The organism is Kribbella sp. NPDC056861 (assembly GCF_040687575.1).
Taxonomy (GTDB): Bacteria; Actinomycetota; Actinomycetes; order Propionibacteriales; family Kribbellaceae; genus Kribbella.
In genome coordinates this window covers 79,994-93,520 of sequence record NZ_JBFBNQ010000001.1, presented here as the reverse complement: position 1 = coordinate 93,520, position 13,527 = coordinate 79,994, and the positions used below count along the sequence as shown (strand labels likewise).

General features: G+C 68.4%; 10 protein-coding genes. 5 read left to right on the top strand and 5 right to left on the bottom strand.

From position 1 onward, the window contains the following. Window positions 1-177 precede the first annotated feature (177 nt). From AB0P21_RS00455 to AB0P21_RS00440, 4 genes are all read right to left on the bottom strand, one after another. On the bottom strand, window positions 178-2,370 hold the full coding sequence (locus AB0P21_RS00455; RefSeq protein ID WP_363692656.1) for a hypothetical protein: 2,193 nt from the start codon (window positions 2,368-2,370) through the stop codon (window positions 178-180). A 125-nt stretch (window positions 2,371-2,495) separates the two neighbouring features. Beyond that, a complete protein-coding gene (arc, locus tag AB0P21_RS00450) occupies window positions 2,496-4,241 on the bottom strand; it encodes a proteasome ATPase (protein WP_363692655.1) in 1,746 nt (581 codons plus the stop codon). 69 nt (window positions 4,242-4,310) lie between these two features. Continuing rightward, on the bottom strand, window positions 4,311-5,267 hold the full coding sequence (locus AB0P21_RS00445) for a tRNA (adenine-N1)-methyltransferase (protein ID WP_363692654.1): 957 nt from the start codon (window positions 5,265-5,267) through the stop codon (window positions 4,311-4,313). 39 nt (window positions 5,268-5,306) lie between these two features. After that, window positions 5,307-6,458: a site-2 protease family protein gene (locus tag AB0P21_RS00440; RefSeq protein WP_363692653.1), complete on the bottom strand. Its 1,152-nt coding sequence runs from the start codon at window positions 6,456-6,458 to the stop codon at window positions 5,307-5,309. 48 nt (window positions 6,459-6,506) lie between these two features. Here AB0P21_RS00440 and AB0P21_RS00435 point away from each other — a divergent pair, with 48 nt between their 5' ends. Continuing rightward, window positions 6,507-6,653, top strand: a complete 147-nt coding sequence (locus AB0P21_RS00435; protein WP_363692652.1) for a hypothetical protein — start codon at window positions 6,507-6,509, stop codon at window positions 6,651-6,653. A 28-nt stretch (window positions 6,654-6,681) separates the two neighbouring features. On the opposite strand, the gene AB0P21_RS00430 is transcribed toward AB0P21_RS00435, so the two are convergent. Next, entirely contained in the window at window positions 6,682-7,314 is a 633-nt protein-coding gene (locus AB0P21_RS00430) for a 3,4-dioxygenase subunit beta (RefSeq protein WP_363692651.1), read from the bottom strand. 124 nt (window positions 7,315-7,438) lie between these two features. Between AB0P21_RS00430 and AB0P21_RS00425 the strand changes: the two genes are divergently transcribed. From AB0P21_RS00425 to AB0P21_RS00410, 4 genes are all read left to right on the top strand, one after another. Then, on the top strand, window positions 7,439-8,326 hold the full coding sequence (locus tag AB0P21_RS00425) for a PD-(D/E)XK nuclease family protein (protein WP_363692650.1): 888 nt from the start codon (window positions 7,439-7,441) through the stop codon (window positions 8,324-8,326). Between the two features lie 106 nt (window positions 8,327-8,432). Beyond that, window positions 8,433-10,118 carry a ribonuclease J gene (locus AB0P21_RS00420; protein WP_363692649.1) on the top strand — a complete coding sequence of 562 codons (1,686 nt, stop codon included), beginning with the start codon at window positions 8,433-8,435 and terminating at the stop codon, window positions 10,116-10,118. Between the two features lie 78 nt (window positions 10,119-10,196). Further along, on the top strand, window positions 10,197-10,955 hold the full coding sequence (locus tag AB0P21_RS00415; RefSeq protein WP_363692648.1) for an ABC transporter ATP-binding protein: 759 nt from the start codon (window positions 10,197-10,199) through the stop codon (window positions 10,953-10,955). Then, window positions 10,955-13,480 carry an FtsX-like permease family protein gene (locus tag AB0P21_RS00410; RefSeq protein WP_363692647.1) on the top strand — a complete coding sequence of 842 codons (2,526 nt, stop codon included), beginning with the start codon at window positions 10,955-10,957 and terminating at the stop codon, window positions 13,478-13,480. Before AB0P21_RS00415 ends, AB0P21_RS00410 begins: the two co-directional genes overlap by 1 nt. Window positions 13,481-13,527: the final 47 nt, after the last annotated feature.

The window sequence follows — 13,527 nt, the reverse complement described above, 5'->3', positions numbered from 1 at the left end:
GCGGTTCACCTTCTCTGGGGGCGGTCAGATGTGGGGTGACGTCACGCAGTGATCGTGGGCATAGCGGACCGATAAATCAAGAGCGAAATACCGAGAATTTCTCGAAACATTTCGCCCCTGAGGGGATTTCCTCTTAGGCAATCGTCCTTAAGAATTATCGAAATATTTCGAATACCGTCAGCTCCGGCGGAAAGGTGCGCGGCCGTTGCCGGAGGCCCAGAAGTCCGTCATCACCTCGACCCGGCCGGTGCCGTCGTCGGCGATCAGCACGGCCCGATGGTCGCCTTCGAAGTCCATCAGGTCGGCGAAGACCTCGGCCCCGGCACCGACCTGCTGGCCGTCGAGCTCCCACTGCAACTGGTCGTCGGCCAGCGGGTGGCCGAAGCTGTCCGTGGCCAATGCGGCGAGCCGGATCAACGATCCTGCTCGCACAGTCGCCCCGGCGGCCGGGGCGATGATCGTGACGTCCGGCGCGCGGCGCGGTACGTCGACGTGGGTCCACTCACTGACGCCGGTATCGAAGCCGTCCGAGGCGATCAGCTGGATCAGCGCCGATCCCGACGGCAGCGTCGCCACCGGCACGTTCGCCTCACCAGCGTCCAGGGCAGCGGCCAGGACCTGCCAGGTCTCCCCTTCGTCGCCAGACCAGCGCAGCATCCGAAGCGGCCGATAGGCGTCCACCTCCTCCTGCCAGGTCACCCGCAGCCACTCACCCTCGACGGCCGTTTGAAGTCCCTCCACTCGCGGCGGTGCGCCGGTAGGCTCTCGGATCCAGGCCTCCTCGTCGTCGCGCACGATCCGCAAGGTCGAACCGCGCCGCGGCTCGGGGATCACCGCGCAGATCACTCCCGAGTCCACCGGGCCGCCTCCGCTGCAACCACAGCCGCCGCTGCCGTCCCCGCAAGCCAGCGTCTCGATCACCCGAACAGGGGTTGTGGCAACGATCCTGCCCTCGTCGTCAATCAGGTCCAGTCGCGCGCCGGGCAGCGGCGTACCGGCCTGTGTGGCCACGGTTTCCAGCGTGACGACATGCTCGACCTCGATCACTCCACCGTTCAGCCGGCCGATCACCATCAGGGTCAGCACCGGAACCTGCTGATCCACCACCCAGGGCGGTGGCGGGTCAGGGAGGTAGTGCGGGATCGGCCCGTCGAGATCGAGCTGCACGTTCGGTGGGCGGACGTCGCCCGGTCCGGGGATCCACACCGGGTTCAGTGCGCTGTGCTGCAGCATCCGCTGGTACTGGTAGAGCGACGGCCACCGCGGTCCGCAGTACGACATGAAGTCGCGGCCGACTCGCGGCGAGAGCACGGACGGCCCGGACAGGTCGAAGCCGTACTCGCCGATCGACGCCATCTTGCTCGTCTCCGAGTCGTACGGCTCGTACGCCGGGTAGGCGAGGTCGACGTTCGGGTCGTTGGTCAGCCCGCACGGCGCATGGTCGAAGCCGAGCATGTGGCCGAGTTCGTGCCCCATCGACTCCTGCCGACCGACCGGGCCGGCGCCGAGGCCTGCCCCGCCACCACCACAGCCGCCCGCGCCGCTCCGCGGAATCGCGCTCGGCAGCAGGCCGTAGTACAGCCAACCGGGTCTGTTGCCGTCGGCCATCTTCATCAGATAGAGCCAGCTGAGCAGGCTGTTCCAGGCGTCCGGACACTTGCCGTCGACAATGGCCCCGGCCAACGGGACGAACCAGTTCATCGTGCCGGCGATCGACAACTCGGGCGTCCTCGAGACCGGGAACCAGTCCAGAGTCTGTGGCACTGTGCTCTGCAGGTCGGCGATCGTCGGCGCGGGCAGGTCGACATGGTTGCCGGCCAAGTCGTCACCCGAATAGCGGACCGGGATCATCCGCACTCTGAGCGTCTGGAGCAGACTCGCGCCAACGACCTGGGTGTACTCCGCGCTGCGGCGGCTCGGCGCGGTGGCAACCACCTTGAGCCGGAAGGTCCCGCGCATCTGGGCCGCGGGGATGACGAAGTTCAGGCTGTTCCAGAGCGTGCCGCGCTCGGTCTCGTAGTCCGGCTCCGCGAGCGCGGTGATCACCCCTGGACCTTGCTGACTGAGCGTCCCGGCATCCACCCAGACGCCGTACTTCATCCGCTGCACCGTGACCGTCGCCTGCACGTTGGGCACGTCGGCGAACACCGCATGCACGTACACCCGCACGTACGCCGTCTTGTCGGCGACCAGCCCGATCGAGTTGTCCGGCCCGTGATCGTCTCGGTCGGTCAGGTGCGCCGCCGCCTTGCGGTACTGGATCACCTGGGTGACCTCGACACCGTCGACGAAGATCCCGGCCAGCAGCGGCTTGAGCCAGTCCGCCTGCGAGAGCTGCCGAACCGCTCCGGACACGCTGAATCTGGGCATGCCGCCCACCCCCTGGAACCCGTCCCCCAGGCCCTTTCCCCTCTCGCTTACGGAAACACGACTGAGCGGGCAAAGCAACAGCCGCCCCGGATCCGAGGATCCGGGGCGGCTGCCGATGAAGCGTGTTACAGGTACTGACCGGTGTTCGTTGCCGTGTCGATCGATCGACCCGGCTCGGTGCCCTGCTTGCCGGAGATGAGCGTACGGATGTAGACGATCCGCTCGCCCTTCTTGCCGGAGATCCGGGCCCAGTCGTCCGGGTTGGTCGTGTTCGGCAGGTCCTCGTTCTCCTTGAACTCGTCCACGCAGGCCTGCAGCAGGTGCTGCACCCGCAGACCCTTCTGGCCGTCGTCGAGGAACGCCTTGATCGCCATCTTCTTGGCCCGGTCGACGATGTTCTGGATCATCGCGCCCGAGTTGAAGTCCTTGAAGTACAGGACCTCCTTGTCACCGTTGGCATAGGTGACCTCGAGGAAGCGGTTCTCGTCGGCCTCGGTGTACATCCGCTCGACCGTGCGCTGGATCATCCCGTTCACGCACTCGCCGCGGTCGCCACCGAACTCGCTGACGTCGTCGGGGTGCAACGGCAGCGTCGTGGTCAGGTACTTCGAGAAGATGTCGCGGGCGGACTCGGCGTCCGGCCGCTCGATCTTGATCTTCACGTCCAGCCGGCCCGGCCGCAGGATCGCCGGGTCGATCATGTCCTCACGGTTCGAGGCGCCGATCACGATCACGTTCTCCAGGCCCTCGACGCCGTCGATCTCGCTCAGCAGCTGCGGGACGATGGTGTTCTCGACGTCGGAGGAGACACCGGAGCCGCGGGTGCGGAACAGCGAGTCCATCTCGTCGAAGAACACGATCACCGGCATGCCCTCGGAAGCCTTCTCCCGGGCGCGCTGGAAGACGAGGCGGATGTGCCGCTCGGTCTCACCCACGTACTTGTTGAGCAGCTCCGGACCCTTGATGTTGAGGAAGAACGACTTCTGCCCCTCCACCCCGGTCCGCTCGGCGACCTTCTTGGCCAGCGAGTTGGCGACCGCCTTCGCGATCAGCGTCTTGCCACAGCCGGGCGGCCCGTACAGCAGGACACCCTTCGGCGGCTTCAGCTCGTGCTCGAGGAACAGGTCCTTGTGCAGATACGGCATCTCGACCGCGTCCCGGATCTGCTCGATCTGGCCGGCCAGCCCACCGATCTGCGTGTAGTCGATGTCCGGGACCTCTTCGAGCACCAGCTCCTCGACCTCGGACTTCGGGATCTTCTCGTAGACATAGCCGGAGCGGGGCTCCAGCAGCAGGGAGTCACCGGTCCGCAGCGACTGGTCGAGCAGCGGCTGGGCGAGCCGGACGATACGTTCCTCGTCCGCCTGCGCGATCACCAGTGCCCGCTCGCCGTCGGCCAGCAGCTCCTTCAACATCACCACGTCACCGACGACCTCGAAGTCGCAGGCTTCGACCACGTTCAGCGCCTCGTTCAGCATCAGTTCCTGGCCGAGCCGAAGCGCGTCCAAGTCGACTGATGGGCTCGCAGCGACCCGGAGCTTGCGGCCCCCGGTGAACACGTCCAGCGTGTCATCGTCGTTGCGGCCCAGGAAGGTACCGAAACCGGACGGCGGTTGGGCCAGCCGGTCGACTTCCTCCTTCAGGGCGATGATCTTCTCTCGGGCCTCGCGAAGGGTGTCCGCCAGCCGTTCGTTCTGGGCGGTCACACTCGACAAGGACGCCTGGGTTTCGGACAGTCTGCTCTCGAGCGACCGGCTGTCCGCCGGGTGCTCCAACAACCTCCGCCGCAACGCTGCGACCTCGGCCTCCAGGTACCGGACCTGGTTACGCAGCTCTGCCGCGGTAGGACTCTCGTCTCCAGCCACGATCATCACCTCACCATGTGGGGCTCGACCCTATGGACCTTACCCAGAAAACCTCACCTAGCAAGCCGAATCCCATCACGTGTCGGTTGCGGATGATCCGGTTGCCGGCGGCGTGTCTTCACCGGTATCGGACTTGCGGGGTCCGGAATAGTCGTCGCCGTACGCGCCAGGGGCCGGCCGGCGCTTCTTCCGGGGCGCCTGTACGCCGTGCGCCATCCGCCGCGCGGTGACCAGGAACGCGGTGTGACCCTGCATCCGGTGCCCCGGCCGGACCGCCAGCCCCTCGACGTGCCAGTCCCGCACCAGCGACTCCCACGACCGCGGCTCGGTGAACTCGCCGTGCGCCCGCAGGGTCTCCACGACCCTGCTTAACTGGGTGGTGGTAGCGACGTACGCGCAGAACACCCCACCCGGCACCAGCGCGCCGGCGGCTGCGTCCACGCACTCCCACGGCGCCAGCATGTCGAGGATGATCCGGTCCACGTCTTGCTCGTCCAGCGACTCAACCAGGTCGCCGACCTGCAGCCGCCAGGCCGGGTGCTCGGCGCCGAAGAAGCCGGTCACGTTCTTGCGGGCCACCTCGGCGAAGTCCTCGCGGCGCTCGTACGAGATCACCTGCCCGTGGATCCCGACCGCCCGCAGCAGCGCCGTCGTCAGCGCGCCCGACCCGGCGCCCGCCTCGACCACCTTCGCGCCCGGGAAGATGTCGGCCATCGTCACGATCTGAGCGGTGTCCTTGGGGTAGATCACCGCCGCGCCGCGCGGCATCGACACCGAGTAGTCCGCCATCAACGGCCGCAGCGCGAGGTACTCCACGCCACCCTTGGACCGGATCACCACCGCGTCGGGCCCGTCGATCAGCTCGTCGTGCTCGATCCCGCCCTTGGTCGTGTGGAACACCTTCCCACGCTCCAGGAACACCGAGTGCCGGCGCTGCTTGGAGTCGGACAGGGTGATCCACTCACCGGCCTGCAGCGGCCCGTGGTGCACCCCGGAGAACGAGGCATCAGGAAAATCGCGAAGATCAGACATAAGAGGGTCACCCTACTTCGGGACCCCGACAGTTCCGGATCAGCGGGTGCGGAAGGCCTGTTCCACGTCGGCGGTGGCCAGTACGCCGTAAACCAGGCCGTTGGCGTCCAGCACCAGGTACTCCGAGGAGGGGTTCTTGCGGAGGGTGTCGAGGATCTCTTCGCCGGTGTCGTTGACGCCGATGATGTGGCCGGCGCCGATCCGGGTGGCGACCTCGCCGACCGTGGTCCAGGGGCGCTGGTTGGGGGCGACGGCGCTGACAGCTGACTCCGAGACGAGGGCGTGGGGCTTGTCGTCGCCATCGGTCACGACGACCGCGCCGGCTTGGGCACCGGTGGCGAGGCGGATGGCCTCGGAGATCGGCGTACTGGCATGTACTGCGATCGCGCGCCGAGCCAGCGTGCGGACCTGCAGCGCGGGCAGCTTGCGCCGGAGGCGGGCCTGCATCAGGGACGCGGTCGAGCCCATCCAGAGGAAGAACCCGACGGCCAGCGCGATGACGAAGTCGATGATGGTCGGCTGCCGGTCGAACAGCTCCTGCAGGATCACCGGCGCAGCCAGTACGGCGATGGCCAGGATCCGGCCGGCCCAGGCGGCCGCGATCGTGCCGGTGTGCGGGTTGCCGGTCACCTTCCACACGAAGGCGCGGAGTACCCACCCGCCGTCCAGTGGGAGGCCGGGCAGCAGGTTGGTGACGCCGACGATCAGGTTCGCCACCGCCAGCTCGAACAACGCGACGTACGCCACACCTTCGTCGGCCGCACGCGAGCCCAGATAGGCCAGCCCGCCGACCAGCAGCGACGCCAGCGGCCCGACCACGGACACGGCGAACTCCTCGAAGGGGCGTTTCCGCTCCCCCTCGATGTGGGTGCCGGCCGCGAAGAATCCGAGGTTGATCTCGGAGACCGTGATGCCGAACCGCAGCGCGACCAGCGCGTGCGCCAGCTCGTGCAGCAGGATCGACGCGGTGAAGGCGACCACGAACGCGAACGACGCGACGTACCGCCAGCTGCCCAGGTCGGGGAACTGCGCGCCGATGATGCTGGAGAACCCGAAGGCCAGCAACAGCGCCACCGGCAGCCAGGTGAACCGCATCGTCAGCTTGATCCCGCGGACGCTGCCGATCACCCACGTGCCCGGCGTCGGACCGGCGGACGGGGTGGGACTGTGAGGATCACGCGACTCGGACATCGAGGCAACGCTATCGGTCCAGTGGTAAGAGCGCGCTACACACCCACGGTGAGCCGGGCGGTGTATCCGTCCTGCACCCCGCCGGTGGTCGCCGCCAGCTGGCGCACGGCGCCGTCGTCGCTGAACACGTTGTCCTTCTCCAGCGAGCTGGACGCCAGGTTCTGCGCGCTCCCGTCGTACCCGGAGGTCGCGTAGACCGCGCTGCACGCCTCGGCCGGCAGAGCTAGTTGCGAGGTCGCGCTGATCTTCCGGCGGCCGTCGCCTCGGACAGCGACGAGTACACCTCGAAGTGGATGTGCGGCCACCTCCCCTGGTACGCCGCGGGGAAGATCGTGGTGAAGGTGACCTTCCCGGCCGAGTCGGCGGCCTGTACTCCGCGGCAGTAGTTCTCGCCGCTGATCTCGCCGTCGTAGAGCGAGTAGCGGCCCTGCGCGTCGCAGTGCCACAGGTAGACGGCAGCACCGGCCAGCGGCGTGTCCTTGGCAGCGTCCAGTACTACGAGCTCGACCGTCAGCGGGACGCCCTCGGCCACACCCGACGCGGAGCCGAAGCTCTTGGTCAGGTCGCTGCGCACGATGCCCGACTCGGTCAGCACGTTCGGCCCGTTGGACCCGTCGCCGGGGAACGGCCCGGCGGTCTCCTCGGGAATCTCCTCGACATTCGTGGTCGCCGTCGAACTCGTCGATGTCGGACTGGCCGCCGCACCGGAGGTGCTCGGTGTGGAACCGCTCGTCGTGGTGTTGTCGGCGGCGCAGCCGGCGACAACAGCCAACCCGGCACCGGCGAACAACCTCAGCACGTTGCGCCGGCGCAGTACGCCGAGGTCGTACTCGAGTCCTCTGTCGTGGTCATGCATCTGTGGCTCTCCTCGTCTCGCCGATGGATCCAGAGTGCCGACCCGACCCGATGGTTCGCCGAAAGTCCGCTGTGAGTTGGCTGTGAGCCCCAGAGTGTCGGCGCTCTCCCCTAGCCTTGACGGCATGAGCGTCGCTGCAGCTGTCGACCGGCACGGCCATCCGAACGGTGCCCTGTCGCCGTCCCGTGCGGCCGACTTCATGAGCTGCCCGCTCAAGTACCGGTTCAGAGTGATCGACCGGCTGCCGGAGAAGCCGTCGTCGGCCGCCGTCCGGGGCACGGTCGTGCACGCCGTACTGGAGCGCCTCTTCGACCTGCCGAGCGGCCAACGCACGCTCGAGCAAGCTGCCGGGATGCTGGAGCCGCAATGGCAGAAGCTGCTCGAGGCCGAGCCCGAGGTGGCCGAGCTGTTCACTGAGGACGCCGACGGCGAGGAGCTGGCCAAGTTCCTGCAAGAGGCTCACCAATTGCTCGGCAAGTACTTCACGCTGGAGGACCCCAACCGGCTGGAGCCGGCCGAGCGGGAGCTGTACGTCGAGACCGTGCTCGAGTCGGGTCTGACTCTGCGCGGGTACGTCGATCGCCTCGACGTCGCGCCGACCGGGGAGATCCGGGTCGTCGACTACAAGACCGGGCGGTCGCCGTCGGAGTTCTTCGAGGCCAAGGCGTTGTTCCAGATGAAGTTCTACGCCTTGGTGCTGTGGCGGCTGCGCGGCGTCGTACCGGCGATGCTGCAGCTGGTCTACCTCGGCAACGGCGAGATCATCCGCTACGTCCCCGACGAGGCCGACCTGCGCGCCTGCGAACGCAAGGTCGAGGCGCTCTGGCAGGCCATCAGCCTCGCGCTGGAGTCAGGCGACTGGCAGCCGAGCAAGGGCGCGCTCTGCGACTGGTGTGACCACAAGGCCCTCTGCCCCGCCTGGGGCGGCACCCCGCCGCCGCTGCCGACCCGGTCGGCGGAGGAAGTCGCGCAGGAGTCGGCCGGCGTCGACCTGATCGGCGTGGACGGCTGACCGGGCTCCGCGACCCCCTCGCGCGCCGCGCTAGCACCCGCCTGAGTTTCGGCTCACACCCGGTCGATGCCAGGCACAACCACCACTCTCGGATACGGTCCGCAGTATGAGTCATCCGCATCCCGACCTCGGCCAACCGCCCCGCCTGCCCCAGGACGCGCTCCGCGTGGTCGCTCTGGGCGGTCTCGGGGAGATCGGCCGCAACATGACCGTGTTCGAGCACCGCGGCCGGTTGCTGATCGTGGACTGCGGCGTGCTGTTCCCCGAGGAGCACCAGCCCGGCGTCGACGTGATCCTGCCTGATTTCGGCTACATCCGGGACCGGCTGGACAAGATCGACGCGATCGTCCTCACCCACGGCCACGAAGACCACATCGGCGGCGTCCCGTATCTGCTGAAGGAGCGCGCCGACATCCCGGTGATCGGCTCCAAGCTGACCCTGGCGTTCATCACCTCCAAGCTCAAGGAACACCGGATCACCCCGAAGACGATCGAGGTCAAGGAGGGCGACCGGCGCAAGGTCGGCCCGTTCGAGACCGAGTTCTTCGCCGTCAACCACTCGATCCCGGACGGCCTCGCGGTCGCGATCCGGACCAAGGCCGGCATCGTGCTGCACACCGGCGACTTCAAGATGGACCAGTTCCCGCTGGACAAGCGGCTGACCGACCTGCGCGGGTTCGCCAAGCTCAGCGAAGAGGGCGTCGACCTCTTCATGACGGACTCGACCAACGCCGAGGTGCCCGGTTTCACCACCTCCGAGAAGGACCTCGGCCCGGCCATCGACACGGTCTTCCGGACCGCGCCCGGCCGGATCATCGTCTCCAGCTTCGCCAGCCACGTGCACCGGATCCAGCAGGTGCTGGACGCAGCCAAGCTGGGCGGCCGCAAGGTCGCGTTCGTCGGCCGCTCGATGGTCCGCAACATGGGTATCGCCGGTGACCTGGGCTACCTAAAGATCCCCAAGGGTCTGATCGTCGACCTGAAGGAGCTGGAGAAGCTCCCCGACCGCAAGGTCACGCTGATCTGCACCGGCTCGCAGGGTGAGCCGATGGCCGCGCTGGCCCGGATGGCGAACCGCGATCACATGATCCGGATCGGCGAGGGCGACACCGTGCTGATGGCCAGCTCGCTGATCCCCGGCAACGAGAACGCGATCTACGGCCTGATCAACGGCCTGATCCGCTGGGGCGCGAACGTCGTCCACAAGGGCAACGCCAAGGTGCACGTCTCCGGGCACGCGAGTGCCGGCGAGCTGGTCTACTGCTACAACCTGATCAAGCCCCGCAACGTGATGCCGGTCCACGGCGAGTACCGGCACCTGAAGGCGAACGCGGCGCTCGCCGTCGCCACCGGCGTACCGGCTGATCGGGTGATCATCGCCGAGGACGGTGTGGTCGTCGACCTGGACAAGGGCCGGGCGAAGATCGTCGGCAAGGTCGAGGCCGGTTACGTGTACGTCGACGCCATGACGGTCGGCGGGGTCACCGAGGCGAACCTGAAGGACCGCCGGACGCTGGCCGAGGAGGGCGTCGTCACCGTCGTGCTGCTGGTCGATGCCAACACCGGCCGGCTGGCCGAGCCGCCGGACTTCCTGGCTCGCGGGTTCGTCCACGACGACACGACGTTCAAGGACGTCATCCCGGTGATCGAGGACACCCTCGCGAAGGCGGCCTCCGAAAGTATTGGAGACGCCCACGCGCTGGAGGAGCTCGTCGGCCGGGCGGTCGGCAACTGGACCTGGCGCCACTGGCGTCGCCGTCCGGTCGTCATCCCGGTCGTCATCGACGCCTGACCCCTTCATCAGCCCCACCCGGCGACTGTTGGGTGGGGCTGATGTGCGTCGGACCCGCGGGCGGATAGCGTTCTGGGTGTGACCGTGAAAGTTGTCGAGCAGAGCGTGGCCATCCGGACCGTCGGACTCGGCAAGAGCTACGGCGCCGGCGACACCCGGGTCGACGCGCTGGCCGAGGTGAGTCTGGACTTCGGCAAGGGCCGGTTCACCGCGATCATGGGCCCGTCGGGCTCCGGCAAGTCGACCTTGCTGCACTGCCTGGCCGGCCTGGACCGGCCCACCACCGGGCAGGTGCTGCTCGGTGACGTCGACCTCACGCGGCTCGACGAGAAGCGCCTCACCCACCTGCGCCGCGACAAGATCGGGTTCGTCTTCCAGGCCTTCAACCTGGTCCCCACCCTCAGCGCGCTGGAGAACATCACCCTCCCGCTGGACCTGGCCGGCCGCAAACCCGACACCGAGTGGCTCGACAAGGTGATCGACGCGATCGGTTTGCGGGATCGCCTCAACCACAAGCCGTCCGAGCTGTCCGGCGGCCAGCAGCAGCGTGTCGCCTGTGCCCGCGCACTCGTCTCCCGGCCCGAGGTCGTGTTCGCCGACGAGCCGACCGGCAACCTCGACTCCCGCTCGTCCGCCGACGTGCTCAGCTTCCTGCACCGCTCCGTGCGCGACTTCGGCCAGACCGTCGTGATGGTCACGCATGACCCGACCGCCGCCTCGTACGCCGACCGCGTGGTCTTCCTCGCCGACGGCTTGCTGCAGTCCGAGCTGCTCGATCCGACCGCGGACTCCGTGCTCGACCGGATGAAGCAGCTCGACGCCCAAGAGGCCGGCTGATGCTCAAGCTCGGCCTCCGGTCGGTGCTCGCGCACCGGCTCCGTTTCCTGCTGTGCATGGTCGCCGTGCTGCTCGGCGTCGCCTTCGTCGGCGGCGCGCTAATCTTCACCGACACCCTGTCGGCCGCCCTCAAGAAGAACTACGCCGGCAGCCCCGCCGACATCACCGTCACCCCGGCTGCCGCGCTCAAGAACAACCCCGGCCTGTCCAACGCCCGCCCCGCCACCCTTTCTTCTGATCTCGCGACCCAGATCGCGGGCGTCCCCGGCGTGGCCAGCGCCGATCCGCAGATCCTCGTCGCGGGCGCCCAGATCCTCGGCTCCGACGGTCAACCGACCGACGCCTTCGGCCTCCCCACGTACGCCGCGAGCTGGCCGCGCGACCGCCGTACGGCGACCTTCCAGCTGATCGACGGCAAGCCGTCCTGGGGCCAGCAGCAGCTGACGATCGACCAATCGACGGCCAAGCGCGAGGGCTACGAGATCGGCGACCAGATCAAGGTCGTCACCCCGGTCAGGGCGGTCACCGCGATCCTCACCGGGGTCACCACCCCCAGCCTCTCCGGCGCCTCGGCCGGCGCTCCGCTGATCACCTTCGACTCCGCCACCGCTCAACTGCTGATCCTCGGCCGCCCCGGCTGGACCACGATCACCGTCACCGTCGAGCCCGGCCAGGACGTGCAGGCCGTCACCCAGGCGATCGCCAAGGTCGCCGGCAAAGACGTCAGCGTCCGGACTGCGGCGCAGGTCTCGGCCGACGGCGAGAGCGCCATCGACAACAGCTTCGGCGGCTTCAGTGCCGTCCTGCTGCTGTTCGCCGGGATCGCGCTCTTCGTCGGCGCGTTCCTGATCGTCAACACCTTCGCGATGCTGGTCGCCCAGCGTTCCCGCGAACTGGCGATGCTGCGGGCGATCGGCGCATCCCGCGGCCAGGTGACCAGCACGGTCCTGATCGAAGCTCTCGTGATCGGCGTCGTCGGCTCGACCCTCGGCCTGCTCCTCGGCGCGGGGGTGGCGGGCGGCCTGCAAGCCTTCTACAAATCCCTCGACCTGGCCATCCCGGGCTCCAGCCTCCAGATCAGCATCCCGACCGTCATCGCCTGCTATCTCCTCGGCGTCGGCGTCACCCTCTTCGCCGCCTACCCCGCGGCCCGCCGAGCCGGCAAGCTCCCGCCGGTCGCCGCGATGCGCGACGACGTGAGCGTCCCCGAACGCTCGCTGCTCCTCCGCCTGGTGCTCGGCGCCTTCATGCTGCTGATGACCGCGCTACTGGTCGCGATCGGCTTCACCCTGCAAGGCCTCCCTGCCGCGATCCTGATCGGCCTCGCCGCCGCCATCGGCACCCTCGGCGTGGTGATGACCAGCCCCCTGATCAGCCGGTACGCCGTACGCGCGCTGCTGTCGCCGTTCGGCCACCAGGCCCCCATCACGCTCGGCCGCCGCAACGCCGAGCGCAATCCCCGCCGTACCTCGGCCACCGCGTCCGCCCTGATGATCTCGCTGGCCCTGGTCAGCGGCCTGGTCGTCATCGCCGCGTCGGCGAAGGCCTCGGTCAACCAGGGGCTGCAGGACGCGATCGGGACCGCCGAGCTCCTGGTCAGCGCCGACCAGCCGTTCAGCAGCCAGGTCGGCGACAAGATCGCCAAGGTCCCCGGGGTCACCTCCGTGCACCGCGTCCGGCAGATGCCGGGCGACATCGCCGATCACCGGGTCACCGTGGCCGGTGTGGACGACGGCACCCTCGCCGGACCGATCACCGCCCGGTTCCTCTCCGGCTCGGCGGACGGGCTGAAGAACGGCGACGCGGTGATCCCCCGCAACCTGGCCGACCAGCTCGACCTGGTGGTCGGCGAGAAGTTCGAGCTGACCACCGACAGCGCCAAGCAGACCCTGCGGGTCGGTGGCATCATCGCGCCGAACCGTCAGCTCAATGCCGTCATCGTGGCCCAGCCCACCTTCACCCGGGCCGGCGGCGCCACCACCGACCGCACCCTGTACGTCGAAGTTGCCAATGGCACCGATCTCGGCACGGTCCGGCAGGCCGTCGGCGCCCAGCTCGCCGACTACCCGGCCGTCAAGGCGCGCGACCAGCAGGCCTACGCGCAGAGCCAGCAGCAGCCGATCGACACCGTGCTGGCCGTGATCGCGATGCTGCTCGCGCTGGCGATCCTGATCGCCGTCCTCGGCATCGTGAACACCCTCGCGCTCGGCGTGATCGAGCGCACCCGGGAGATCGGGCTGCTCCGCGCGATCGGGATGGACGGGCCGCAGCTGCGCCGGATGCTGCAGGTCGAGGCGATCGCGATCGCCTTGCTGGGTGCGCTTCTCGGGCTGCTGATCGGCGTCCTGTTCGGCGCGGCGGTCCAGCATGTGATGCGCGAGGACGGCCTCGGCGTACTCGAGATCCCCGTGCTCCAACTGGTGATCGCAGTACTGGTCGCAGCCGTGGTCGGCGTACTGGCTGCGGTCTGGCCGTCACGCCGTGCAGCCAGACTCGACGTACTGCGGGCGATCGCCAGCGAGTAAGCGCGTGCGAAGCGCAGCCACGACGCGCAATCGCAGGTAGCCTGCCG

Coding starts and splice junctions, on each gene's coding strand:
- arc (WP_363692655.1), bottom strand. CDS start 4,241: ATGATCGTGGCTGGAGACGAGAGTCCTACCGCGGCAGAGCTGCGTAAC.
- AB0P21_RS00410 (WP_363692647.1), top strand. CDS start 10,955: ATGCTCAAGCTCGGCCTCCGGTCGGTGCTCGCGCACCGGCTCCGTTTC.
- AB0P21_RS00440 (WP_363692653.1), bottom strand. CDS start 6,458: ATGTCCGAGTCGCGTGATCCTCACAGTCCCACCCCGTCCGCCGGTCCG.
- AB0P21_RS00420 (WP_363692649.1), top strand. CDS start 8,433: ATGAGTCATCCGCATCCCGACCTCGGCCAACCGCCCCGCCTGCCCCAG.
- AB0P21_RS00425 (WP_363692650.1), top strand. CDS start 7,439: ATGAGCGTCGCTGCAGCTGTCGACCGGCACGGCCATCCGAACGGTGCC.
- AB0P21_RS00455 (WP_363692656.1), bottom strand. CDS start 2,370: ATGCCCAGATTCAGCGTGTCCGGAGCGGTTCGGCAGCTCTCGCAGGCG.
- AB0P21_RS00430 (WP_363692651.1), bottom strand. CDS start 7,314: ATGCATGACCACGACAGAGGACTCGAGTACGACCTCGGCGTACTGCGC.
- AB0P21_RS00445 (WP_363692654.1), bottom strand. CDS start 5,267: ATGTCTGATCTTCGCGATTTTCCTGATGCCTCGTTCTCCGGGGTGCAC.